Consider the following 23,855-nt stretch of genomic DNA (forward strand, 5'->3'; position numbering starts at 1 on the left):
TGCTTGCAAGAATAGCTCGCGAGTGGCTCTTCTACTTCTCTATCGGCGTATCGTCGCGATTGCCCCACTCCTGCCAGGAGCCGGCGTAGCCGCGTATCTTGTCGAAGCCAAGCGCCTTGCCCACCAGCCAGGTAAAACCGCTGCGATGATGGCTCTGACAATAGGTAGCCACCTCCATATCTGGGGTCAGCCCTTGAGCCTCGAGCTCCGTCACCAATTCGGCATAGTCACGAATGCGCAGGCCACGCTCACGATCCATGGCATCGGTCCACTCCATGTTGATCGCGCCGGGGATGTGTCCCAGGTGCTTGTTATTGCCTTTCTCGCCGCGGTACTCCTCTGGGGAGCGTGCATCCCAGACGGCAAATTCCTTCTCACCCAGACGCTCGACGAGCTCGTCCCGTTCGATCATGACCTGGGGGTTGAGAATTTCCGCCTGATAATCGCTGGGCTGGGGCTGAGGGGTATCGGTCGATTGAGGCAGTGCCTCGGCGCGCCAGGCATGAATGCCGCCGTTCAGGTATGAATAACGGGTATGCCCGATCAGTTGCAGGGTCCAGAGTAGTCGACCGGCCCAGCCGCCGCCTTCGTCATCATAGGCCACCACGTGGGTATCCCGAGTCAGGCCCAACGACGAAAACAATTGGGATAATGCTTCTTCATCGGGCACGTCGTTGGGTACATTGCCTTGACCCCGCATCAACCGGCGATGGTCGAGGAAAAGGGCGCCGGGTACATGGCCTTCGCTATAGCTCTCGGTCTTGAGGGGCACATCGATGATCAGCAATTGGGGGTTGTCCAGATGCTTGGCGAGCTGATCCGGTTCGACGATGAGCGGTAGCAGGTTTTCTTCAGAACGCATGACAGTCACTCCTTGCTCGAGCGGGAATGCTGAGATAATGACACAGCTTCGCGACCTACGGCGAACGATCAGCCTTGTTTCAGGCTCTCCAGGATACGCCGGTAGCTGGTGAAGCGCTGTCGGGTCACGTCTCCGCGTTCTACGGCATCGATCAACGCACAGCCGGGCTCATTGCGGTGACGGCAATCGCGAAAGCGGCAGCGGCCCAGCAGGTTGCGAAATTCGATGAAGCCTTCGGTAACTTGCTGCTCATTCAAGTGGATAAGCCCGAATTCGCGAATGCCCGGCGAGTCGATCAGCTCACCGCCACCGGGGAGGGCGTCCGCGGCGGGTGTGGGAAGAGTGCCTGCGGCGGGTGCAGGAAGAGAGTATAAGCGTGCCGTGGTGGTGGTGTGGGTGCCCTTGCGTGAATCCTCCGAGAGCGCGCCGATACGAAGGGCCTCGTCCGGCAGGAGGCGATCGATGAGAGATGACTTGCCGACGCCGCTTTGCCCCACGAACACCGAGGTTCGCCCCCTCAAGCACTCATGCAGCGCCTCAAGGCCTTGTTCGTGCTGAGTCGTGGCGCGGACGACCGTGTAGCCCAATTGCTCGTAATGATTGAGCAGTTCGCTGAGCTCACCGCCACCATCGGGCAACAGATCGATTTTGTTGAGCACCAGTACCGGGGAGATGCCGGTAGCCTCGGCGGCGACCAGATAGCGATCGATGAGATTGGCGAAGGGAGTGGGCTCGACGGCAAAGACGATGAGTATCTGGTCGATATTGGCCGCCACCGGTTTGAGCTGACCACGCGGGTCGGGGCGTTCGAGCACGTTGTCCCGGGGGTTCCGGGCGACGACCACACCGCTGTCATCCTGGGCCTGACGCCAGATCACCCGGTCACCGGTGACCAACCCGTCGAGATTGGCACGCAGATGGCAGCGGTGCAGCGTGGCATCGACAGCGGACTGAACATCCAGGGTGCGACCGAAGTGAGCGATCACACGTCCGAGCTGTTCGGCGCCATACTCGCCGGCTTCCAGAGACTCGGATTCGCGAGAGGCCTGCTTGTCGGCGCGGGCAGCGCGCTCGGCCTGAATCTTGTCAATCCGCCAGCGCTGTTGGCGCGATAACTTACGTTTGTTCATGTCACCTCGATCGGGCCTACAATGTTAGCATTGTAACCAGCCGGGCTGGCGCTGTCCGCACAACCCTATTTCGTTCGGAGCTTTTACATGTTTGACCAAGCCATCACACCCCGCAAGGATCTGCTGGTATGGATCGATCTGGAGATGACCGGTCTTGACCCGAACAAGGAGCGTATCATCGAGGTGGCAACCCTGATCACCGACAATGACCTCAAGCTGATTGCCGAAGGTCCCGTCATCGCCGTCAAGCAGCCCGACAGCCTGCTTGCGGCCATGGACAGCTGGAACACCAAGACCCACGGCGAGTCCGGGCTGATCGATCGTGTCAAGTCGAGCCGCCACGATACCGCCAGCGCCGAGCGCAAGACCCTGGACTTCCTCAAGACGTACGTGGTGCCTGGTTCATCGCCGGTATGCGGTAACAGCGTGCATCAGGACCGGCGTTTCCTTGAACGTGAGATGCCGACACTGCTGGATTTCTTCCACTACCGCAATCTGGATGTCTCGACCGTGAAGGAACTGGCCAAACGCTGGAATCCACACGCATTGAAAGGCTTCGAGAAGCGCAATACGCACAAGGCGCTGGACGACATTCACGAATCCGTGGATGAGTTGGCCCACTATCGTCAGACGTTTCTGCGTCTGGATTCGGCGAAAAGTGAATGACAAAGGCTAGGCGCTCGTTGCGATGACGGTTTTCCGCTTCTCGTGTTGTCGATCCAGTGCCCAGCGAACATGCTCGCGTACCAGATCGGAAGGATAGGCCAATCGAGCGCGTAGCGCGGCTTCCACCCCAATGCTGTAAGGCGCATTGCCGAGTCCCACGGCCAGGTTGCGCAGCCAGCGTTCGTAACCGATGCGACGGATGGCACTGCCCTCGGTCTTGAGCAGGAATTCTTCTTCACTCCAGGCGAACAGGCGCACCAGTTCGGCGCGGTCGAGATCATGCCGCGGGGCAAAGTCTTTTTCGTCGCTGGCCCGCGTGAAACGAGTAAAAGGGCAGACCAGTTGGCAGTCGTCGCAGCCGTATATACGGTTGCCCATCGCCTCGCGGTACTTCTCGGGGATGCTACCGTGCAACTCGATGGTCAGGTAGGAGATGCAGCGCCGGGAATCCACCACCTTGTCATCGACGATGGCGCCGGTGGGGCAGGCGATGCGGCACTGAGAACATTTGCCGCAATGTTCGCTTTCGAAAGGGGCATCCACCGGCAGCGGCAGATCGGTGTAGAGCTCGCCAAGAAAGAACAGCGAACCGGCCTGAGGGTTGAGCAGCATCGAATTCTTGCCGAACCAACCGAGTCCGGCCTTCTGCGCCAAGGCGCGTTCCATGACCGGAGCGGAGTCGACGAAGACGCGATAACCGAAGGTGCCGACGTCGTCCTCGATGGCCTTGGCCAGTGTGGCCAACCGCTTGCGCATCAGCTTGTGGTAGTCCCGACCAAGGGCATAGCGGGACACATAAGCCTTGCTCGGCTGCCCCAGAACACGTGTGGTCTCGACCTCCGGGGGCAGGTAATCCATACGCACGCTGATGACCCGTAGCGTACCCGGTACCAGTTCCTCGGGGCGGGTGCGCTTGGTGCCGTGCTTGGCCATGAAGCCCATTTCACCCTGGTGACCCGCCGCCAGCCAGCGCTCGAGATAGTGTTCATGATCGTCGAGATCGGTATTGGTGATGCCGACCTGCTGAAATCCCAATTCGTGGCCACGGCGCTTGATGCACTCGGCGAGCGCATTCATGTCGGTGGCATCGGGTGGATTATATCGATGTGTCATGAGCGTGGAAAAACAGTGAAAGCTGTGACGGGCTGGCCTCGAGACAGGATGGCCACACTACACTAAGCCAAGGGTTGGGCATAGTCGGGAGCAGGTCACGAGCACACTTCTTTTAGTTCTTGAGCATAGCCCTTCTCGAGAACCGCTCAGGCTACATTCCGATATGCCATAGCAAGGAGACAAGTATGTCGCAGCACTATCCGCACCCGCTCTACCTTGCCGAGCAAGTACGCGAAATCGATCGGCGTGCGATCGCTGCCGGCGAGAATGATGGCTTCGATGGTTTCGATCTGATGCAGCGGGCCGCCAAGGCAGCCTATGAACAACTGCGCCAGCGTTGGCCCCAGACACGCAGCCTCGGCGTGCTCTGTGGTTCGGGAAACAATGCCGGGGACGGTTATGTGATAGCGGCGCTAGCGGCCCGGGATGGGTTGGCGGTGCAACTGATTGCCGTGCGTGACCCTGACGAACTCAAGGGAGATGCGGCGCGCGCCTTAGAAATGGCTCAAGCAGCGGGGCTGAAAGCAGTCGCCTGGCAGCAAGGCATGGTGCTAGACGCCGAGGTCATCGTCGACGCCTTGCTGGGCACCGGTTTGGGGGGGGAAGTGCGCGAGCCTTTCGCCAGCGTCATCGAAGGGATCAATGCCTGTGAACTGCCGGTGCTGGCGGTGGATATTCCTTCGGGTTTGGCCGCGGATACCGGTGCGGTGCTGGGCTGCGCGGTGGTTGCCGATGTCACCGTGACCTTTATTGCCGACAAGTTCGGTTTGCACACCGGCGAGGCCGCCGATCATGTCGGTGAGGTGGTGTTCTGCTCCTTGGATATCGATGCGCAAGCGCACCGGGACCTGCCACCGGTCGCTGACTTACTGGACGGGTCCGTGATCGGCACGGGGTTGCCGCGACGTTCTCGCGGCAGCCACAAGGGTGACTTCGGTCATGTGCTGGTGATCGGCGGGGCACCCGGCTTTGGTGGTGCGGCACTCTTGGCCAGTCAGGCCGCTGCCCGGCTCGGGGCGGGCAAGGTCAGCCTGGCCACGGCTCCAGAGCATGTCAGTGCCAGTTTGATACGTACTCCGGAGGTCATGGCGCGAGGGGTGCGGGGCGTCAGCGATACCATGAGGTTGCTCGAAGGCGCCGATGTGATCGTGATCGGTCCTGGGCTTGGTCAGGATGCCTGGGGGCAGGGCATGCTGCAGGCCGCACTGGAAACAGGCAAGCCGCTGGTCGTCGATGCGGATGGCTTGAATCTACTGGTCACCCATTGGCCTGATGAGAAGCGGGAAGACTGGATTTTGACCCCGCACCCCGGCGAAGCGGCACGACTACTGGACAGCAGTGCTAGAACGATACAGGCGGATCGTCTTGCCGCCGTTCGGACATTGCAGGATCAGCGCGGTGGTGCGGTAGTGCTCAAGGGAGCGGGTAGCCTGGTGGCTGGATCCCGCGGCGTGGCGGTCTGTCCCTACGGCAATCCGGGAATGGCCAGTGGAGGAATGGGCGATGTGTTGTCGGGAATACTCGGTGCGCTGATTGCTCAAGGGCTTGAAGTGGAACAGGCGGCACACGTCGGCATCACTTTGCATGCCCTGGCGGCGGATCGTGCTGCTGCCATGGAGGGAGAGCGTGGCTTGCTGGCGGGTGATCTGGCATCCTATGGGCGTTTTCTAGCGAACCCCGACATGAATGATTGATCGATGAACGCCGCCTATCTCTTACATGATGAAGCAGAGCAGGTCGCTTTTGGAGAAGCCTTGGGGCTCGCTCTGGAGGGGCATGGTCAGGTGCATCTGGAGGGTGAATTGGGTGCAGGCAAGACGACCCTTGCCCGTGGTGTCCTGCGTGCCTATGGCCATCAGGGCGCCGTAAAGAGCCCTACCTACACGCTGGTGGAACCGTATCAGCTGGAGTCGGTTCGCGTGCATCATTTTGATCTGTATCGTCTCGGGGACCCCGAAGAGCTCGAGTTCATCGGCGCGCGGGATTTGCTCGAAGAAGACAGTCTCAATCTGATCGAGTGGCCGATTCGTGGTAAAGGTTGGCTGCCTTCTGCCGATCTTATCATTGTATTGTGCGTCATCGGTGCAGGGCGCGAGGCTCGATTGGCGACGGGCTCGAGCCATGGCGAAAATGTTCTTGCACGGCTTGCCGCGCTTGTTCCAGAAAGGACCCGGAACACTTCATGAAATGGTTGATCAACTCTCGTCACCGTCGGCATCCCTGCGCTTGGCTGCGTTCAGGATGGCCGTGTGTGCTATCAGCGTTACTGATGGCGCTGTCATCGCCATTGGCGATGGCCAGTGATGTCGATAATTTGCGCATCTGGGCTGCGCCGGATCATGCCCGTCTGGTATTCGATCTTTCCGATCCGACGAGCGCCAATGTTTTCTCCTTGAATAATCCTGATCGTCTGGTCATTGATCTTGCCGACAGCCGCCTGCAATTGGATACCTCTCGCCTGGATCTGAGCGGAAGCGCTATCAGTGCTATCCGTACGGGTACTCGTGACGGGGATGATCTGCGGGTGGTGTTGGATCTGAGTCGCGAGGTGAACCCCAAACATTTCACCTTGGCGCCCAACGACAAGTATGGTCACCGGCTGGTGGTGGATCTCGAATACCCCGGGGCGAGCGCGGTGCAAAACCCCATCGACCCCATCGAAGCCAAGATTCGTGAGCAGGAGATCGCCACCGATCGCGCCCTGGCGGAGGCTGAGATAAGCGGTGATCCTACCGCCGAAGCGTCCCTGCCGGCACGGCAAGACAAGGCGAAGCCACATCCCAAACGGGACATCATCATTGCGGTGGACGCCGGACATGGCGGCGAAGACCCCGGCGCCATGGGCCCCCGAGGGACTCGCGAGAAAGATATCGTGCTGGACATCGCCCGCCAGCTCGAGAAGATCATCGCCGATACGCCGGGCTTCAAGGCGGTGATGATTCGTGATGGCGACTATTATGTCGGCCTGCGTCAGCGCACTCTGCTGGCCCGGGATCAGAAGGCCGACTTCTTCGTATCGATCCACGCCGACGCGTTCAAGAGCCCGCGTCCCAGCGGTAGCTCTGTGTTCGCCTTGTCCCAGAGCGGGGCGACCTCGGAAACCGCCAAATGGCTGGCAGCGAGTGAAAATCGATCGGACTTGATCGGCGGCGTCGATGGCAATCTCGATCTGTCCGACAAGGACGAGGTGCTGCGCGGTGTGCTGCTCGACCTGACCATGACCGCGACCCTCAACGACTCTCTGGCGGTGGGGGGCCAGGTGCTTGATCAGTTGGGTCAGATCAGCAAGCTGCACAAGTCGCGGGTCGAACAAGCCGGGTTCATGGTACTCAAGTCGCCGGATATTCCTTCACTGCTGGTCGAGACGGGGTTTATTTCCAATCCCCAGGAGGAGGCCCGTCTGCGCGACCCGAGTTATCAGCGCGGCCTGGCCAAGGCCATTTTTGCGGGTGTCAACGCGCACTTCCGGCGCAACCCGCCGCCGGCCAGTCTACTGGCCTGGCAACGCGATCGCCAGCGCGGCGGCGAAACCAACGAATATCGTATCCAGCCGGGCGACACCCTGTCCGAGATCGCGTCCCAGCATGCCGTGCCGGTACAGACCCTGCGACAGGCGAACGAGTTGAATGGCGACGTGATTCGAGTAGGGCAGGTGTTACGTATCCCGCGCGGATGACTTGCCCCTGCCCCCTTGTTTCTCAATCTTAGGCCCAGTCAGCGAGATGAAATGACCCAGACGCGACGTATTCATGTACTCAATCCGCGACTGGCTAACCAGATCGCCGCCGGCGAGGTGGTCGAGCGACCATCGTCGGTGATCAAGGAACTGATCGAGAATGCCATCGATGCGGGGAGCCGCCGCATCGAGGTGGAACTCGAGACGGGGGGTGCGCGGCTGATCAAGATTCGCGACGATGGAAGCGGTATTGCCGAAGACGACTTGCCCTTGGCGCTATCACGCCACGCGACCAGCAAGATCGAGTCGCTGGAGGATCTCGAAGGCGTTGCAAGTCTCGGCTTTCGCGGCGAGGCATTGGCCTCGATCAGTTCCGTGTCGCGACTCGAGCTTGTCTCCAATGCTCAGGACGATCCTACCGCCGGCTGGCGAGTGGTGGCCGAAGGGCGCGATATGGAGCCTAGGGTCTCGCCGGCACCGCACCCCCGCGGAACGACGGTGGTGGTTCGGGATCTATTTTTCAATACACCAGCCCGACGCAAGTTCCTGCGTACCGAGAAGACAGAGTTTTCCCACGCGGAAGAAGTGTTCCGGCGACTGGCGCTGTCACGCTATGACATCGGTTGGACGCTGCGCCACAATCAGAAGACGCTTCATCAACTGCATCCAGCCAGGGATGCCGCTGCAAGTGAGCGTCGCATCAGTGCTCTGCTGGGCAGCAAGTTTCTCGAAAATGCCTTGCATCTGGATATCGAGGCTTCCGGTTTACGACTGTGGGGTTGGGTGGGTCTTCCAACGCACTCCCGGGCCCAGGCGGATCAGCAGTATCTCTTCGTCAATGGGCGCGTGGTGAGGGACCGTCTTGTCGCCCATGCCATTCGTCAGGCCTATCGCGACGTGCTGTTTCACGGTCGTCATCCTGTCTTTGTACTCTACCTGGAACTCGACCCGACGGTCGTCGACGTCAATGTGCACCCAACCAAGCACGAAGTGCGCTTTCGCGACGGTCGTCTGGTGCACGATTTTCTATTCTCGAGCCTGCATCGCGCCCTGGGCGAGGCCCGACCCAATACCGACGCCCAAGCCGGAGATGTGGCGGAGAGAGCACAGGCGCCGGCCGCTGATGTGCAGGGCACACCCCTTCCGGGGCGTCCCGGCTGGCAGCAGCAGATGGCCCTGCGTTCCGGAGCGGACAGCGAGACACCTCCTGGCCCCGGCCGAGTACGCGAGTTCATGGCCGGCTACCATGCCCTGCATCCCGAGCACGAAGAGAGTCTTCTGAGGCCGCAGACTCCGGCACCGGGTGGCCAAGAAGCGCAGACAGCGCTTAGGGAGCGCCAGAACGGTAGCGACCCGCTTACGGTGATGCCTGGACGCGTCTTGCCCGATGATGATCCTACCCAGGCGCCCCCCCTGGGCTACGCCATCGCCCAGCTCCATGGCGTCTATATTCTCGCCCAGACCTCTCGCGGCCTGGTGGTGGTGGATATGCATGCGGCGCATGAGCGGATCACCTATGAGGGTATGAAGCAGCAGGTGTTTGGTGAAGTGGGTACCAGTGCCGCGCTGGATGCTCAGCCCTTGCTGGTGCCCGTGTCCCTGGCGGCGAGTGCCGCCGAGGTGGACACCGCCGAGCAGTGTCGCGAGGCGTTCTCTCGCTTGGGGGTGGAACTCGATGTGGCGGGCCCCGAGACGTTGCTGGTGCGTCAGGTCCCGAGCCTGCTGGCCCAGGCCGATGTGGAGCCCCTGGTTCGCGACATGCTGGCGGATCTCGAACGTTACGGACGTTCGAATCGCCTAGAGGCGCATATCAATGAGTTGCTCTCGACCATGGCCTGCCATGGTAGCGTGCGGGCCAATCGGCGCTTGAGCATCGCCGAGATGAACGCCTTGCTGCGGGACATGGAGCGCACCGAGCGCAGCGGTCAGTGCAATCATGGCCGTCCGACCTGGACCGAGATGTCGATGCAGGAATTGGACAAGCTGTTCCTGCGTGGCCAGTGAACGGCGGTGCGTGCATGAAAGATAACCGACCGTTGGCCATCCTGTTGATGGGGCCTACCGCCTCGGGCAAGACCGATCTGGCCATGGCGTTGCACGAACGTCTGGGCTGTGAGCTGATCAGTGTCGATTCCGCGATGGTCTATCGCGGCATGGATATCGGCACCGCCAAGCCGTCGCCGGAGGAGCTGGCGCGCGCACCGCACCACCTGATCGACATACGCGATCCTGCGGATCCTTACTCGGCGGCTCAGTTTCGCGATGATGCGCGTCGAGAAATGCAGCGTATCAGTGATAACGGAGGCATTCCGCTTCTGGTAGGCGGTACCATGCTCTATTACAAAAGCCTACTGGGTGGTGTAGGAAACCTTCCCGCCGCAGATACCGCGATTCGTGCCGAGCTCGAAAAGTGGGCGGCTCGAGAGGGACTGAATGCATTATATGCTGAGCTTGAGCAGGTCGATCCAGAGTCCGCTCGCCGCATCCATCCCAATGATCCACAACGACTGATGCGTGCGCTCGAGGTTCAGCGCATCAGTCAAAAGCCCATGAGCGAACTGTGGCGCGAACAGCAAAAGGAAACCTTTGCCTGGCAAACGTTGTCCATTGGGCTCGTACCTGCGCAACGCAGCGTCCTGCACGAACGGATCGCAGTACGCTTTTCGTTGATGCTCGAGCGAGGTTTCATCGAGGAAGTCACCAGACTCAAGGCACGGGAGGACCTGCACCTTGGGCTGCCGGCGATGAAGAGCGTGGGTTATCGCCAGGTATGGCACTACCTGGAAGGAGTCTACGATAGAGAAGAATTGATACATAAGGGCGTTGTCGCCACCCGACAGCTGGCCAAACGTCAGATGACCTGGCTGCGCAGTTGGCCGGAGCTTCACTGGGTGGATACCCAAGATGCCAAGAGGTTACAAAACGTCTTGAAAATCGTGCGCCAGGGCAGCACTTAGCGTAAGATGCTACTTTCGCAAGGACGGTAGGAAGAATAGATTGTTCCTACCGTTGGGTATCTTGCCCAAGCGAGTCAGACGACAACGATATCAACATATTATAGAGACAGTTAGGGAGAGCAAAATGTCCAAAGGGCAGTCCCTTCAAGACCCGTATCTGAACATCCTGCGCAAGGAGCGTATTCCGGTGTCCATCTTCCTGGTCAACGGGATCAAGCTACAGGGTCAGATCGAATCTTTCGACCAATTCGTCATTCTGTTGCGCAATACCGTCAGCCAGATGGTCTATAAGCATGCCATTTCGACGGTGGTACCTTCGCGTAATGTACGCTTGCCGGCTCAGGACCCTAATATGGCGGAGCAGGAATAATTGATCACGAGGCCTTGATTGTTTTTTGAACGTCCCGACGCCGGTGAAACGGCGGTTCTCGTCCATATTGATTTTCAGGATGAGCAGGAGCGCGAGGATCCGGGAGAACTTCTGGAGCTGGTACGTTCCGCCGGCGCAGAACCAGCGACGCTGTTGCAGGGCAGTCGACGGCGGCCGGATCCTCGTGCCTTCATAGGTAGTGGCAAGATGGAGGAGTTGCGGGAGCTGCTCGCTATCCATGCCGCTGAATTGGTGATTTTCAATCATTCGTTGAGTCCGTCCCAGGAACGCAACCTGGAACGGGCGTTGAAGTGTCGTGTGCTGGACCGCACCGGACTGATACTGGATATCTTCGCCCAGCGAGCGCGTACCCATGAGGGCAAGCTTCAGGTCGAACTGGCGCAGCTGGAATACATGTCCACCCGTCTTGTAAGGGGCTGGACTCACCTTGAGCGTCAGAAGGGCGGGATCGGCTTGCGTGGTCCGGGTGAAACTCAGCTCGAGACCGATCGTCGCTTGCTGCGGGCGCGTATCAAGGCTATTCACAAGCGTCTCGACAAGGTACGCAGTCAGCGCGAGCAGAATCGCCGCGCGCGCGCTCGAGCCGACATTCCCAGCGTCTCCTTGGTAGGCTATACCAACGCGGGTAAATCGACCCTGTTCAATGCGTTGACCAGTGCTGAGGTATATGCCGCGGATCAGTTGTTCGCGACGCTGGACCCAACACTTCGACGCCTGGAGATCAGTGATGTCGGGCCGGTGATCCTGGCGGATACGGTGGGGTTCATTCGTCATTTACCCCACAAGCTGGTGGAAGCTTTCCAGGCCACCTTGCAGGAGGCCAATGAAGCAACATTGTTGATTCATGTGATCGATGCCGCGGACCCGGATCGTGAACTCAACATCGGGGAGGTCGAAGGAGTCCTCGACGAGATCGGCGCAGACGACGTGCCGTGTCTACGGGTCATGAACAAGATTGATCTATTGGGCAGCGCACCACGCATCGAACGTAATGGCGACGGACTGCCCGAGGTCGTCTGGGTATCGGCACAACAGGGATCAGGGTTCGATCTCCTGGCTCAGGCGTTGTCCGAACGCCTGGCAGAGGATGTCATCGAGGCGCACCTCACCTTGTTACCGGAACAGGGTAGATTACGTGCTGGCCTGCACGACTTGGGGGCAGTGCGCGAGGAGGCATTCGATGATCAAGGACGTATTCTGCTCGATATTCGCTTGCCGCGGCGCGACTTCATGCAGTTGCTTGCGCGCCTAGGCGAAAAAGCCAAGGATTATTTACCGCCGGAAGACAGGGAGTCGACGGTGTGGACTCAAGAGGCTCCAGAATGGCCCTAGCGGGTATGAGTCTTGCAAACGCAATCAATGCATGTCGCAAACAGTGCTTAGTGGAGACGACGTATGGCTTGGAATGAGCCTGGCGGTGGTGGCAATCAGCACGACCCCTGGAGTGGTGGCGGCCGACGCGGTAGCGGTGGCGGCGGTAATGGCGGGGGCAGCAATCAGGGCCCGCCAGATCTGGATGAGGCGTTGAAGAAATTCCAGGACAAGATCAACAAGATGCTCGGTGGCGGCCGTGGCAAACGTGGTGGCGGTGGTAATGGAGGCGGTGCCGGCGGTGGAAAACGCAATGTATTTGCCTTGCCGGGCCTGCTTCTGATCATTGCCTTGGCGATCTGGGCAGCGACCGGCTTCTATCTCGTCGATCAATCGGAGCGTGGCGTGGTGCTGCGTTTCGGTAAGCTTCAGGGCGTGGTCAATCCAGGCCTGCACTGGAATCCGCCACTGATCGATGAAGTGCGCATGGTCAATGTCACCCGTGTGCGCTCGATCACCCAGACCAAGTCGATGTTGACTCAAGATGAGAATATCGTCGAGGTCGAGATGTCGGCACAGTATCGTGTCGCGGACCCGGGGGATTTCGTACTCAATGTCCGTAATCCGGATATCACGATCGAAAATGCACTGGATTCTGCCTTGCGTCATGTCGTGGGGGGCACGGAAATGGATCAGATCCTGACGTCCGGTCGTGAGCTGCTTGCGGATACGGTATCCACACGTCTGCAAACCTATCTCAACAACTACAATATTGGCGTGACGATTCAGACGATCAACGTCGAGTCGACCTCGGCGCCGGATGCGGTGCAGGAAGCCTTTGACGATGTCATCAAGGCCCGCGAGGATCGCCAGCGCACCATCAACCAGGCAATCGGTTATGCCAACGCCATCATCCCGGTCGCTCAGGGTAAGGCGCAGCGCATGATCGAACAGGCCCAGGGGTATCGCGAGTCTGTCGTGGCGGACGCTCAGGGTAACTCCAACCGTTTCAACTCCTTGTTGTCCGAATACCGGAACGCTCCGCAGATAATGCGCGATCGCATGTACATTGAGACCATGTCCGAGGTATTGAGTAATACCAGCAAGGTATTGGTGGATATCAGCGAAAGCAGCCCCTTGATGGTACTGCCTCTGGATCAGCTACAGCGCGCCCAGGATGGCACGGATGAGAGCAGCGAAGACGCCATTCGAAAGTCGGGTGGTCAAGCGGGAATGGATCCACGCCTGCTCGATCGTCTGCGTAACAATAGCCAATCCGAATCGGGTAACAGCATCCGCAGGGAGGGTCGTTAATGATCAATAACCGTTCCCTGCTCATCGTCGCCGGTCTGGCCGCGGTCGCTTGGGTAGGCAGCAACAGTCTGTATATCGTCGATGAAACCGAGCGCGCAGTGAAGTTGCGCTTCGGTGAAATCATCGAAGAGGACATCCAGCCCGGATTGCATTTCAAGATTCCTGTCACTCAGACGGTGCGTAACTTCGATGTGCGTATCCGCACGTTGGACACGGATACCAGCCGCTACCTGACGCTGGAGAAGAAGGCGGTCATCGTCGATTCCTTCGTCATGTGGCAGGTGGTCAACCCCACGCGGTATTACGAGGCCACCTCCGGGGATGAGCTATCCGCTGAACGCTTGATTACGCCCCGAGTGGATGAAAGCCTGCGTAACGAGTTCGGTCGTCTCGAGCTTCAGGAAATCATCGCAGAAAAGCGTGACGCACTGATGTCCGGGCCTACCGAACAGCTCAATAGCTTGCTGCGGGATGAACTTGGGGTGGCGATCATCGACATTCGTATCAAGCGTATCGATCTGCCGGATCAGGTTACCCAGGCCGTCTATGAGCGCATGCAGACCGAGCGTAACCGCGAGGCGCGTGAATACCGTGCCCAGGGTGAGGAACAGGCTGAAAAGGTCCGCGCCAATGCCGATCGCCGACAGCAGGTATTGTTGGCCGAGGCCCGGGCTCGCGCCGAAACCCTGCGAGGGCAAGGGGATGCCGAGGCCGCGGCCATCTATTCCGATGCCTATCAGCAGGACGCAGAGTTCTTCCGCTTCTATCGGAGCTTGAACGCCTATCGTGAAAGCTTCGATAACAAGAGCGATCTGCTCATACTCGATCCATCCAGCGACTTCTTCCGCTATCTGGAAGGTTCGCAGCCCCAAGACACCCAAGAGTAGTCGGCGACATGGCTCTGCGGGGTACACCCGCAGAGCAAACATGATAAAATCCTTCTTGACCGGGCAAGCCCCGGTTTTTTTGTGGCCATTCAATTCTGGCAGGATAGACTGATGACCATTGCTGACCGCTGGCTGCTTCCCGACGGTATGGACGAAGTACTTCCCCCCCAGGCGACGCGCATGGAACAGTTGCGCCGCGCCTTGCTCGATCTTTATTACCGCTGGGGGTACGATCTGGTGATGCCACCGCCGGTGGAGTTTCTGGATTCGCTACTGACCGGTACCGGTACCGATCTTGATCTGCAGACCTTCAAGCTTACCGATCAATTGACCGGTCGCATGATGGGGGCAAGTGCCGATGTCACGCCTCAGGTAGCGCGCATGGATGCCCATTCCCTGAGTCGTCAGGGGCCAGCGCGTTTGTGTTATTGCAACTCGGTGCTGCGCGCTCAGGCGGATCAGCATCAAAGCGGGCGCAGCCCGGTGCAAGTGGGGGTGGAGCTGTTCGGTCATGCGGGGCTGGAGGCGGACCTTGAAATTCTGCATCTGGCTCTGTCGAGCCTGTCTGTCGCTGGCGCGGACGAAATTCATCTGGCGTTGGGTCACATCGGTATCTATCGCGATCTGGCTCAGGCCGCGGATCTCGACGCCGTAAGGCAACGCGCGCTGTTCGAAGCCATCGAGCGCAAATCTCCAGGTGAAGTGGCCAGACAGGTCGAGCCACATGTAAAGGACCCTCATCTGACGAAACAGCTAAAGGCATTGGTGGGCTTGCATGGCGGTGTGGACGTCCTGGATGAAGCGCGCACGCTGTTTGCGGGTGCTTCCAATACGATCCTCCAGGCACTGGATCAGCTTCAGGCGCTCTATCGTGGCGTGAGCGAGAACTATCCGGAGGTGACGCTCTATTTCGATCTGGCCGATCTGCGCGGGTATCAGTATCACACAGGCATGACGTTCGCCGCCTATGTGCCAAGTTATGGACAGGCGTTGGTCAAAGGCGGGCGCTACGACGATACGGGGCAGGCGTTTGGTCGTGCGCGCCCAGCGACGGGGTTCTCGATGGACCTGAAATTACTGGCGTCACTGGCTGAGAGTCCTCCGGCGGAAGATGGTATCTGGGCGCCGATATGTGCCACCGAGCCGGCCAAACAGCGCTTGGCCGAACAGGTCGGACGTTTGCGGCAGGCAGGCGAACGGGTCGTTCAGGCATTGCCCGGGCAGAGTACCGGACCTGTGGAACATCGCTGTAACCGTTGCCTGGTGGAGACGGACAACGGTTGGCAGATTTCTTCATTGAATTCATGCCGTTAGTGCGCTCTTCAAAGCGACCAGGCGAACGGCCACTCCATCAAAAGACGGATCAAACGATCAAGAGAAGGGAGCAATGGGCAAGAACGTAGTGGTATTGGGCACCCAATGGGGTGATGAAGGTAAGGGCAAGGTAGTCGACCTGCTCACCGAGTCGGCCTCTGCGGTCGTGCGTTTTCAAGGTGGTCACAATGCCGGTCATACGCTGGTGATCGATGGTGAAAAGACCGTACTGCATCTAATTCCTTCCGGCGTCTTGCGTGACGATAAAGTTTGCGTAATCGGCAACGGCGTAGTGCTCTCGCCGGAGGCGTTGATCAAGGAAATTCGCGAACTCGAGGCCAAGGGCGTTCCAGTGCGCCAGCGTTTACGTCTGTCGCCGGCCTGTCCGTTGATCCTCAGCTACCATGTGCATCTTGACCAAGCTCGGGAGAAGGCGCGGGGCGTGGCCAAGATTGGTACCACGGGGCGTGGCATCGGTCCTGCCTACGAGGACAAGGTGGCTCGTCGTGGGCTGCGTCTGGGCGATATGCTGCATCGTGAACGCTTCGCGTCGAAGCTTGGTGAAGTGCTGGATTACCACAACTTCGTGCTGCAGCATTATCACGGTGAGCCTCCCGTCGATTTCCAGCAGGTGCTCGATGAGGCCATGAGCATGGCCGAGGAATTGCGCCCCATGGTGTGCGACACGGTCAGTCTGGTGCATGCCATGCGCAAGGCGGGTGACAACATTCTCTTCGAAGGCGCTCAAGGATCGCTGCTCGACATCGATCACGGCACCTATCCCTATGTCACCAGTTCCAACACTACTGCCGGCGGCACCGCGACCGGTTCCGGGGTTGGTCCTCTATATCTCGATTATGTGTTGGGTATTACCAAGGCCTATACCACGCGGGTTGGATCAGGTCCTTTCCCGACCGAGCTGTTCGATGAGTTTGGCCGCCACCTGGCCGAACGGGGCCACGAGTTTGGCGCCACTACCGGACGTCCACGCCGCTGCGGCTGGTTCGATGCCGTTGCGCTACGTCATGCGGTGCAGATCAATTCGGTATCGGGTATCTGCCTGACCAAACTCGACGTGCTCGATGGTCTGGAAACTATTCGCGTGTGCATCGGCTATCGCAGCAAGGATGGGGACGAGCTCGACACACCCGTCGATTCCGAAGGGTATGAAGCGGTAGAGCCCATCTATCAAGATTTACCGGGCTGGAGTGAGTCGACGCTGGGTGTCAAGCGCGTAGAAGAATTGCCGGACAATGCCCGCGCGTATATCAGCTTTCTGGAAGAGCAGACCGGCACGCCGATCGATATCATTTCGACGGGACCGGATCGCAACGAGACCATCGTGTTACGCAACCCGTTTTCGGTATAACGCAGGAATGTGGTGATCCAAATGAAACAGCCGGCGATTCGCCGGCTGTTTCGATTCTGCTTCCTGGATACTGAAGAGACTAGCCCACCTGAGCGGCCTGGCGAGCAGCCTCGATGGCTTCCGGGTCCTGGAGCAGTTCGCGCATGGTTTGCAGCGCGATCTGGCTATCGCCATCGATGACTTTATCCAGCCACAGGAGTGCCTGGGTTTCATCGACGCCTTCCAGACCGTTGGCCATGAGATAGGCCTTGGCCAGCGCCAGTCGCGCCGTGCGATTACCGCTGCTGGCCGCCTGGAACAGCAACTCGGCGCCGCGTTCAGGGTCCAGCTCGAGGGCCTCGCCCTGTAGATATTCGCTGCCCAGAGCCGACTGGGCACCGGAATGTCCTGCATCGGCGGCTTCCGTCATCAACCGGCGTCCCTGGTCCACGTCTTTCGGGATTCCCGCGGTACCATAGAGCTTCGCATGACCTAGCAGCGACTTGGCCCAGGGATCACCGGCATCAACGGCAAACGACAGCCATTTTTCTGCCAATTCGGGATTGGTCTCGACCCCTTTGCCATTGAGATAGGCCTCTCCCAAGGTGCGCGCCGCATAGGGGTTACCGCTCTCGGCAGATTGATTCAGATAACGTAGCCCCGTCTCGACATCCTTCTCGACATAGTTACCGGCGAGATAGGCTTCGCCAAGGAACAATCGAGCGCCACTGTTGCCATTACGCGCCGCCTGACGCAGCATTTCCAGTCCGCGTTCGGGCTCCGCCGCCACGAGTTCACCCTTGAGCAGAATTTCGCCCAGATCGGCCCGGGCACCGGCGTGACCGCGTGCCACCGCGCTTCTCAGATAATCGATGCCATACTTGGCATTGCGCTGTACCCCCTGACCCTTGAGATACATGCGACCCAAGCTGGCTGCAGCCCCGGCATGACCTTCGTCGTAAGCGCGCTTGAACCAGATGCGCGCCTGACGATAATTCTGACGGACTCCCTGACCATTGAGGTAGGCGCGACCCAGATCCGCCATCGCAGCTGGATCACCCATCTCGGCGGCACGTATGAGGGCGTCTATATCTCCCTGTTCACCCAAGGCGCGATAGGTGCGGGACAAGGCGCCCTCAGCCGAGTTGTGCCCAGCTTCCCGGGCGCGAGTGAGCCATTGCTCGGAACGCTGAAGATCCTGGGGGATCAGTTCGCTGTCGCGATAGGCTCGGCCGAGTACGACCATGGCATAAGCATCGCCGCTGTTGGCTGCTTTCTCCAGCAGGCTCAGTGCCTCTCCGGATTCGCTCTGTTGCAGCGTGCCATCGACAAAGGCTTCGCCCAGTTTGGTCATAGCAGTGGTGTCGCCGGCCTTGACGGCTTGGCGCAGCAGGCGTTCGGCTTCCGCATCATCGCGCTTGAGAATGCGTCCTTCGAGATAGGCTTCGCCGAGAATACGCGAGGCAAATATCTGGCCGCGATCGGCGGCATCGGAGAGATACTGAATGGCCCGTACGCCATCCGGCGCAACGCCGTTACCCGTCAGGTAGGCCTCACCGAGCAGGGCGGTGGCATACTCGCTGCCCGCTTCATGACCGCGTTGCAGATACTCGATGCCACGCTGAGGATTGGTGGGGTTGATGTCTGGATCCAGATAGGTGTCGCCGAGTACGGCGAGGGCTAGGGGATCATCCTTGCGTGCCGCTTTTTCGAGCATCGCAATGCCCTTGTCGGCCTGCCGTGGGAGGGTCTTGCCTTCGAGGTAAGCGCGCCCGAGCGTGACCTCGGCCAGCGTAGAGCCTTGAGCGGAGGCTTTTTCAAGCCATTGTGCGCCTTGCTCTGGGTTGGCGGTAACACCCGGAGTGCCACCGAGTAACGCCTTGCCCAGATGTTCCATGGCTTCGACATCACCGGCGTCGGCGGCCCGGGTCAGCAGGTCGAGCCCACGCTGAGTATCGCCCGTGGCCAATAACGCTTCCCCCGCTTCCCCAAGCGCCTCGGGGTTGTTCGACTCCGCAGCGCGCTCCAGCCACTCAAGCCGCTTCTGGGGATCGGGCTGGAGCAGGCCATCCGGCTCGTAGAGCGCGGCAAGCTGCATCATGGCGTCGATATCGCCTGCTTGTGCCTGGGGTTTGATCGCTTCTGCATAGCGCTGTGCATAACTGCGCGACTGTCCGATATTCGTTTCGGCCCAGCCGTTGGCGCTATAGGCCTCGGCCAACGCCTTCATGGCATTGGGGTAGCCCTGATTGGCCGCCTGCTGATAGAGCTCGATGGCGAGTTCAGGCTTGGGCGATACGCCGATACCTTGGACCAGCATGTCGGCCAGTAGCGCCAACGAGCTGCCGCCGCCTTGCTCCTCGACCGACAGCTTGGCCAACCGGTAGGCCAGGGTCTCGTTGCGTTCCACGCCGTCGCCCGCCAGGTAAAGCTTGGCCAGCTTGCGCGCAGCATGTTTATGCACCGAGGACGGCGTTTCCAGGGCTTTGCCATAGAGTCTGGCCGCTCGAGCCGGATCACGTGGCACCCCGATGCCGTCGTCATAGATTTGAGCCAGTTCATAGTAGGCGGGGGGATAGTCTCGACGCATCAAGGATTGGAACTGCTCGATACCCTCCTCGATGTTGCCTTGTTCGATTGCCTGGCGGCCAAATTCCACCTGCCCCCATTCCATCGACCCCATGTCCGGGGACTGGCCGCCGTCGAACCAATTGTTGTAGCGGGGATCCACGGCGGGTTCGGGTAGGCTGGCGGTATCGAGCGTGCCTCCACCACCGCTGGCACAGCCGCCAAGCGCTGCTATTACGGCGCTGGTGATGAGCAAACGTGCAAGGCGGGGAGTGCGATGCACGAATGAGTGTGTCAATGTCGGTCCTGGCATGATCTGTGTCCTCCCTGAACGAAACACGGAGTGTGTTTCGCTGCCATTGTTCGAATGTGGTCATTACGACGTAGGTGAGTGTCAGACCGCAATTCGTGGAATCGAATCCATTACAGCCATTCGTCTTTCACGTTGGGTAATAGACGAATGGATCAACCGGAGAAAACCTCGGTTTCTTCGATTTCTTCGCGTTTCTGCTCGATGATTTCATGTCGTTGCGCATCGGGGTCCATGAAGTAGAGCGTTGCATACCCCCCGGCACTGCGATTGAAAATCGGACGCATCGGTTTGATGAATTCCGCGATCCTGGGGTCATTGAACTGATGCTGATAGATCTCCATCCAGGCGAAATACTGATCGTCCGTGAAAAACCCTGTGTACTGTTCCGCAGGGGCTAAATCGCCGAGAGCTGCGGGATTCTCGAAGATGTCCAGGGCGAAATCGACCGCGTCATGTATCGTCTTTCCATCGATTTCCAGGTCGAAGATGTCATAGCCCTGGCGCGAGACGATCTGCATGTTGGTGACCAGATAGAGAAGAGCATAGTTCTGATAGTGACTGGCCCGGCGTCCGCGTTTCATTTCCAGACGAAAGGCGCCGTCATTGATGAGGTCGCTGAGTGCCGAATAGATAGCACTGACACCGAAGTGAAACAGTTCCTGGTCTTCGGTGAGTATCCCGACCATGGTGCCGTAGAGCGCCCGACGATAGAAGTGATTGTTGCAGCAGCTATTATCGGGGCGCCCGGGGATATCGGCGTGCTGATGAGCAAGGCGATTGAGCCAGTCGTCGATACGCTCTTTTTCCTCCTGCATGCCGTTCACTTGTGGACGCACGACCGAATAAGCCATGGCCGCGGCAAAAATCATCGACTCCGTGGCAAACCAGGCCTGTGGGTGGGAAGAGACGTAATAGAAATCCATTATGCCATCTGCCTGAGCCCAATGATCCAGGAAGGACACCAGGCATTCGGCGTAATAGATATCGCCGCTCGCCACGTAACTGCCTGACAGCTTGGAGACGGTGTCTTCGAACTGGAATAGTGGACGCGAGGCGAAGCGCCACTCATCGGGGCTCGGATAGAAGCCGGGAATGCGGATCTGATCCGATAGCGGGGGAATGGCCAATACCTGCTGGCAACTTAAACTGTTCCTGAGCTGGGCAGCCTGTTGCATGAGCATAGGGTTGTCAGTGTTCTTGATCAGTTCGATGCGTTCCTGCACGTCAAAGTAGGAAGCGTCAGGATCGGTCACGGTATACTTGGAAAGATCCAGCGCTTCTCGCTCTTCGATAGTCATCGCATGAACGTTGAAAACGCTGCCGAAGACCAGGCTCAATGCCATCATCATCGATGGCAAGAAGCCTTTTCCGATCCATTGGTGCGGATGAAATCCATTTTGCAAGAACATAGAGTAATGCATCGCCGTTAAAGAGAATGATGCCCTGTGATAATTGATCAGCCACGCGGGCGATAGAAGCGGAAGTCGGAGAAGTCGGCGACCTGATCACGCGGTGTGCGCCACTCTTCGCCATTGCCACCGAAGAAGGTCGAGAACATCAATCCATCGGCATAGATATGCGCGTTGGTGCGATAGACGATGTTGTTCTGCTCGAGCACGGGATCACCATTGATCCAGACCCGCGCGATTCCATTTTTCTGGTCAGGATCGTTGAGAATGATTTCCTGCTCGATGGTCACCCATTCGCCGGTGGGGAAGATCCAGGAGCCACGGCCTACGGATTTACCGTAGTCGGTATCCTTGATGACATACTCATAGAGTTCTCCCTGGCCATCCTCGCGCCACATGAAGCGAACGGAAAATCCTTCTTCACCGGTAACTTCTTCGCCTCCGCTGGGAGCAATCCCCCCGTATAGCCCGGGCAGTTTGCCTCCTTTGACGAAATCGAAGCCTGGTTCGAAGCGCACCTTGTATTGCAGGCAGGCACTCTCGGACTTGGAAAGACCATCGATGGTGGCAAAGAAGCCAGCCCCCCCCTTGCCGTTATCGCTGGGAGAAGAGGTGCCCGCCGGATAGTGGACTCGCAGTGCCGTTTCACTCAGTCCCGCCTGTTGAGGAGAGAGCACTTCGATATTCTCGCGGGTCCCCCAGTCATCGTTGGTGCCATAACCGATGCGCACTGCATCCTTGCCGTCCTTGGGGTTGATCGGTGGTGCCGGGTCTGCCACCAGTTCGTAGCGGGCAGAGCAGGGGGCTACCTGAGGGATACCGAGCTTGGCTTCGTCACCGTCATCCGCAGCGGCGGCCATGCCAGGTAGTGTGACCAATAGGCTGGTTAGTACCAGATGAGACACACCACGGCTTTGATCAAAATAACGATTAGACATTCAACTCTCCTTGATGCTGACTCATGTCATCACGCTGATAGAAATCAACGCTCAGGCACCGCTCTCGTTGGTGTCTTCACTTTTTACCGCTTCGGCAGTATCCACACCGAATAGACGTAGCGTCTGTTGGACCACGGCGCGTCCGCCTTGCCAGATCCATTCGACCGCGCTGTCGATTACCGGCGCTTCGCTGAAACGTACATCAACAGGGGTTCCGACTGCGCTGGCCGGTAGGGGTTCCTTGGGGACCAGTAGCACACTGGCCACATTCTGCTGCTGACGGACCCACTTCGGGAAACCGGCGCGGGGCTGACTCTCGACATCCAGCGCGACGGTACGCACCGTGGCCTCGATGGGTTCAGAGGCATTGGGCAGGGCGATGTAGGCCTTCTGGTGTGGTTGGATACGTGCGATGTCGCTCATGTGCACCAGGGCTTCTGCCATGACGTCGTTATCACTGGTCTGGATCAGCGTCATGATGCGCTCGCTTTCATTGATGTAGACGCCCCCGGCCCCGCTCAGTGCCCAGGCCACCTGGCAATCACAGGGACTGTAGATGGTGTTGGCCGACATCTGCGCTTCCAGGGCATCGATACGCGAGCTTTCATAATCCCTCGCGGTTTCGAACTGCTCGATTCTGGCCTGAGCAATCTCCGGCGAAACGCTTTCATAGCTACTTGGCTCGCCGCCGGATGGGGTGGCCGAGTCCGCCATGAGCACGTCATTGTTACCATCGATGGCTTCCTGCATGTTCTTGATCAACTGCTGGTTATACGTGTGCGAGGCCTTGGCCAGGATGAGATCCGTCTGCAATGAGCTGTTGATGACCGTCGTGAGTTTTTGGTCGCGCTTTACCTGATCCCCGGCCTTGAGGCCATGTTCCGCCAGAATGCCGGGGCCGGGGGCGCGAATGTCGATACGCGGCGCGGTGACGGCAGCAAAGCTCGGCTCGATCAACATGAAATTGCGATAGGCAGTCGCTGCGATGACGGCCAGCAGGATGCCACCGGCAACGGCCAGCAGAGCATAACGCCCCTTGGGTTTCTTGCTCTGCGGGGCGGGTTGTGCCGCCGCCGCCTGATTGCGCTTGCGGGGTGTCTGTGGGTCTTCACTCTCGATCAGATCCTCGACCGCTGCATAGCGACCGCTAAGATGCGAACGGATGATACGGCGCAAAAGCTCGCGGTGACGCTGATCGATCTGGGTGATCTCAAAGGCGGTGGCGTGACTGCTGCCTTGACGCTCGGAATGATTGCGCAGAACTCTTGCCGTGACGGGCACGATCAATTCCGCCGAACCGGCCATCAGTAGCAGAGATACGCGAAGCACCTGTTCGGGCTCGATAGGTCTATCGTTGTGAATCGAGAATCCCCCCAGGGATAGATCCTCCCCGGGCAGGGTGTGACCATCTTCGAATTGAACCTGAAAGGGCGCATGTACCCTGACATGCTGTCGCTCATCACGACGCTCGTGGGTCAACTGTCCTTCTCGGGCGCGGCTCTCCTCTCTGGGTGAGCGCTTCTCTTCTCTGAAGTGGGGGCGACGGGCCTCGCTTTCAGAGTCTCGTTGCGCCTCGCGGGGTGCGCCAATCGTAGGTTCGTTGCGCTTGTGATCGTCGTTCGAGCTATGCTTGTCGGCCATAATGTGTACTCTTCGTC

19 protein-coding genes are annotated in these 23,855 nt (G+C 59.1%); 12 read left to right on the top strand and 7 right to left on the bottom strand.

The features are described from left to right. Positions 1-31: 31 nt before the first annotated feature. Together ACPF7Z_RS04920 and rsgA are read right to left on the bottom strand one after the other, a co-directional pair. Positions 32-862 (bottom strand): sulfurtransferase, encoded by an 831-nt coding sequence (locus ACPF7Z_RS04920; protein WP_425192065.1) that lies wholly within the window; start codon positions 860-862, stop codon positions 32-34. Positions 863-930: 68 nt separating this feature from the next. Next, positions 931-1,992, bottom strand: a complete 1,062-nt coding sequence (gene rsgA, locus ACPF7Z_RS04925; RefSeq protein ID WP_425192066.1) for a small ribosomal subunit biogenesis GTPase RsgA — start codon at positions 1,990-1,992, stop codon at positions 931-933. A gap of 87 nt (positions 1,993-2,079) precedes the next feature. Here rsgA and orn point away from each other — a divergent pair, with 87 nt between their 5' ends. Beyond that, entirely contained in the window at positions 2,080-2,658 is a 579-nt protein-coding gene (orn, locus tag ACPF7Z_RS04930; protein ID WP_425192067.1) for an oligoribonuclease, read from the top strand. Positions 2,659-2,664: 6 nt separating this feature from the next. Here the strand turns inward: orn and queG are convergent, their stop codons facing one another. Continuing rightward, on the bottom strand, positions 2,665-3,735 hold the full coding sequence (queG, locus tag ACPF7Z_RS04935) for a tRNA epoxyqueuosine(34) reductase QueG (protein ID WP_425192068.1): 1,071 nt from the start codon (positions 3,733-3,735) through the stop codon (positions 2,665-2,667). Between the two features lie 221 nt (positions 3,736-3,956). On the opposite strand from queG, the gene ACPF7Z_RS04940 reads away from it, so the two are divergent. From ACPF7Z_RS04940 to ACPF7Z_RS04990, 11 genes are all read left to right on the top strand, one after another. Then, a complete protein-coding gene (locus ACPF7Z_RS04940; protein WP_425192069.1) occupies positions 3,957-5,465 on the top strand; it encodes an NAD(P)H-hydrate dehydratase in 1,509 nt (502 codons plus the stop codon). 3 nt (positions 5,466-5,468) lie between these two features. Beyond that, a complete protein-coding gene (tsaE, locus tag ACPF7Z_RS04945; RefSeq protein WP_425192070.1) occupies positions 5,469-5,957 on the top strand; it encodes a tRNA (adenosine(37)-N6)-threonylcarbamoyltransferase complex ATPase subunit type 1 TsaE in 489 nt (162 codons plus the stop codon). A 107-nt stretch (positions 5,958-6,064) separates the two neighbouring features. After that, positions 6,065-7,447, top strand: a complete 1,383-nt coding sequence (locus tag ACPF7Z_RS04950; protein WP_425192131.1) for an N-acetylmuramoyl-L-alanine amidase — start codon at positions 6,065-6,067, stop codon at positions 7,445-7,447. A gap of 51 nt (positions 7,448-7,498) precedes the next feature. Beyond that, on the top strand, positions 7,499-9,451 hold the full coding sequence (gene mutL, locus ACPF7Z_RS04955; RefSeq protein WP_425192071.1) for a DNA mismatch repair endonuclease MutL: 1,953 nt from the start codon (positions 7,499-7,501) through the stop codon (positions 9,449-9,451). A gap of 14 nt (positions 9,452-9,465) precedes the next feature. Next, positions 9,466-10,404: a tRNA (adenosine(37)-N6)-dimethylallyltransferase MiaA gene (gene miaA / locus ACPF7Z_RS04960; RefSeq protein WP_425192072.1), complete on the top strand. Its 939-nt coding sequence runs from the start codon at positions 9,466-9,468 to the stop codon at positions 10,402-10,404. A 124-nt stretch (positions 10,405-10,528) separates the two neighbouring features. Continuing rightward, on the top strand, positions 10,529-10,774 hold the full coding sequence (gene hfq / locus ACPF7Z_RS04965) for an RNA chaperone Hfq (protein ID WP_425192073.1): 246 nt from the start codon (positions 10,529-10,531) through the stop codon (positions 10,772-10,774). A gap of 18 nt (positions 10,775-10,792) precedes the next feature. After that, positions 10,793-12,127 carry a ribosome rescue GTPase HflX gene (gene hflX / locus ACPF7Z_RS04970; RefSeq protein ID WP_425192074.1) on the top strand — a complete coding sequence of 445 codons (1,335 nt, stop codon included), beginning with the start codon at positions 10,793-10,795 and terminating at the stop codon, positions 12,125-12,127. A 63-nt stretch (positions 12,128-12,190) separates the two neighbouring features. Next, positions 12,191-13,420 (top strand): FtsH protease activity modulator HflK, encoded by a 1,230-nt coding sequence (gene hflK, locus ACPF7Z_RS04975; protein WP_425192075.1) that lies wholly within the window; start codon positions 12,191-12,193, stop codon positions 13,418-13,420. Continuing rightward, positions 13,420-14,307: a protease modulator HflC gene (hflC, locus tag ACPF7Z_RS04980; RefSeq protein WP_425192076.1), complete on the top strand. Its 888-nt coding sequence runs from the start codon at positions 13,420-13,422 to the stop codon at positions 14,305-14,307. The genes hflK and hflC overlap by 1 nt, the downstream gene beginning before the upstream one ends. A 111-nt stretch (positions 14,308-14,418) precedes the next feature. Then, positions 14,419-15,621 (top strand): ATP phosphoribosyltransferase regulatory subunit, encoded by a 1,203-nt coding sequence (locus ACPF7Z_RS04985; RefSeq protein ID WP_425192077.1) that lies wholly within the window; start codon positions 14,419-14,421, stop codon positions 15,619-15,621. A 73-nt stretch (positions 15,622-15,694) separates the two neighbouring features. Continuing rightward, positions 15,695-16,990, top strand: a complete 1,296-nt coding sequence (locus tag ACPF7Z_RS04990) for an adenylosuccinate synthase (protein WP_425192078.1) — start codon at positions 15,695-15,697, stop codon at positions 16,988-16,990. Positions 16,991-17,069: 79 nt separating this feature from the next. Here ACPF7Z_RS04990 and ACPF7Z_RS04995 read toward each other — a convergent pair whose 3' ends face one another. The 4 genes from ACPF7Z_RS04995 to ACPF7Z_RS05010 form a co-directional block, all read right to left on the bottom strand. Next, positions 17,070-19,850 carry a tetratricopeptide repeat protein gene (locus ACPF7Z_RS04995; RefSeq protein ID WP_425192079.1) on the bottom strand — a complete coding sequence of 927 codons (2,781 nt, stop codon included), beginning with the start codon at positions 19,848-19,850 and terminating at the stop codon, positions 17,070-17,072. A gap of 152 nt (positions 19,851-20,002) precedes the next feature. Beyond that, positions 20,003-21,199, bottom strand: coding sequence for an alginate lyase family protein (locus ACPF7Z_RS05000; RefSeq protein ID WP_425192132.1), 1,197 nt, complete (start codon positions 21,197-21,199; stop codon positions 20,003-20,005). Between the two features lie 107 nt (positions 21,200-21,306). Continuing rightward, complete coding sequence (locus tag ACPF7Z_RS05005; protein WP_425192080.1) at positions 21,307-22,197, bottom strand: polysaccharide lyase; 891 nt, start codon at positions 22,195-22,197, stop codon at positions 21,307-21,309. 51 nt (positions 22,198-22,248) lie between these two features. Then, positions 22,249-23,838 carry an HlyD family efflux transporter periplasmic adaptor subunit gene (locus ACPF7Z_RS05010; RefSeq protein ID WP_425192081.1) on the bottom strand — a complete coding sequence of 530 codons (1,590 nt, stop codon included), beginning with the start codon at positions 23,836-23,838 and terminating at the stop codon, positions 22,249-22,251. Positions 23,839-23,855 lie beyond the last annotated feature (17 nt).

Source organism: Halomonas sp. GXIMD04776 (assembly GCF_049808615.1).
Taxonomy (GTDB): domain Bacteria; phylum Pseudomonadota; class Gammaproteobacteria; order Pseudomonadales; family Halomonadaceae; genus Modicisalibacter.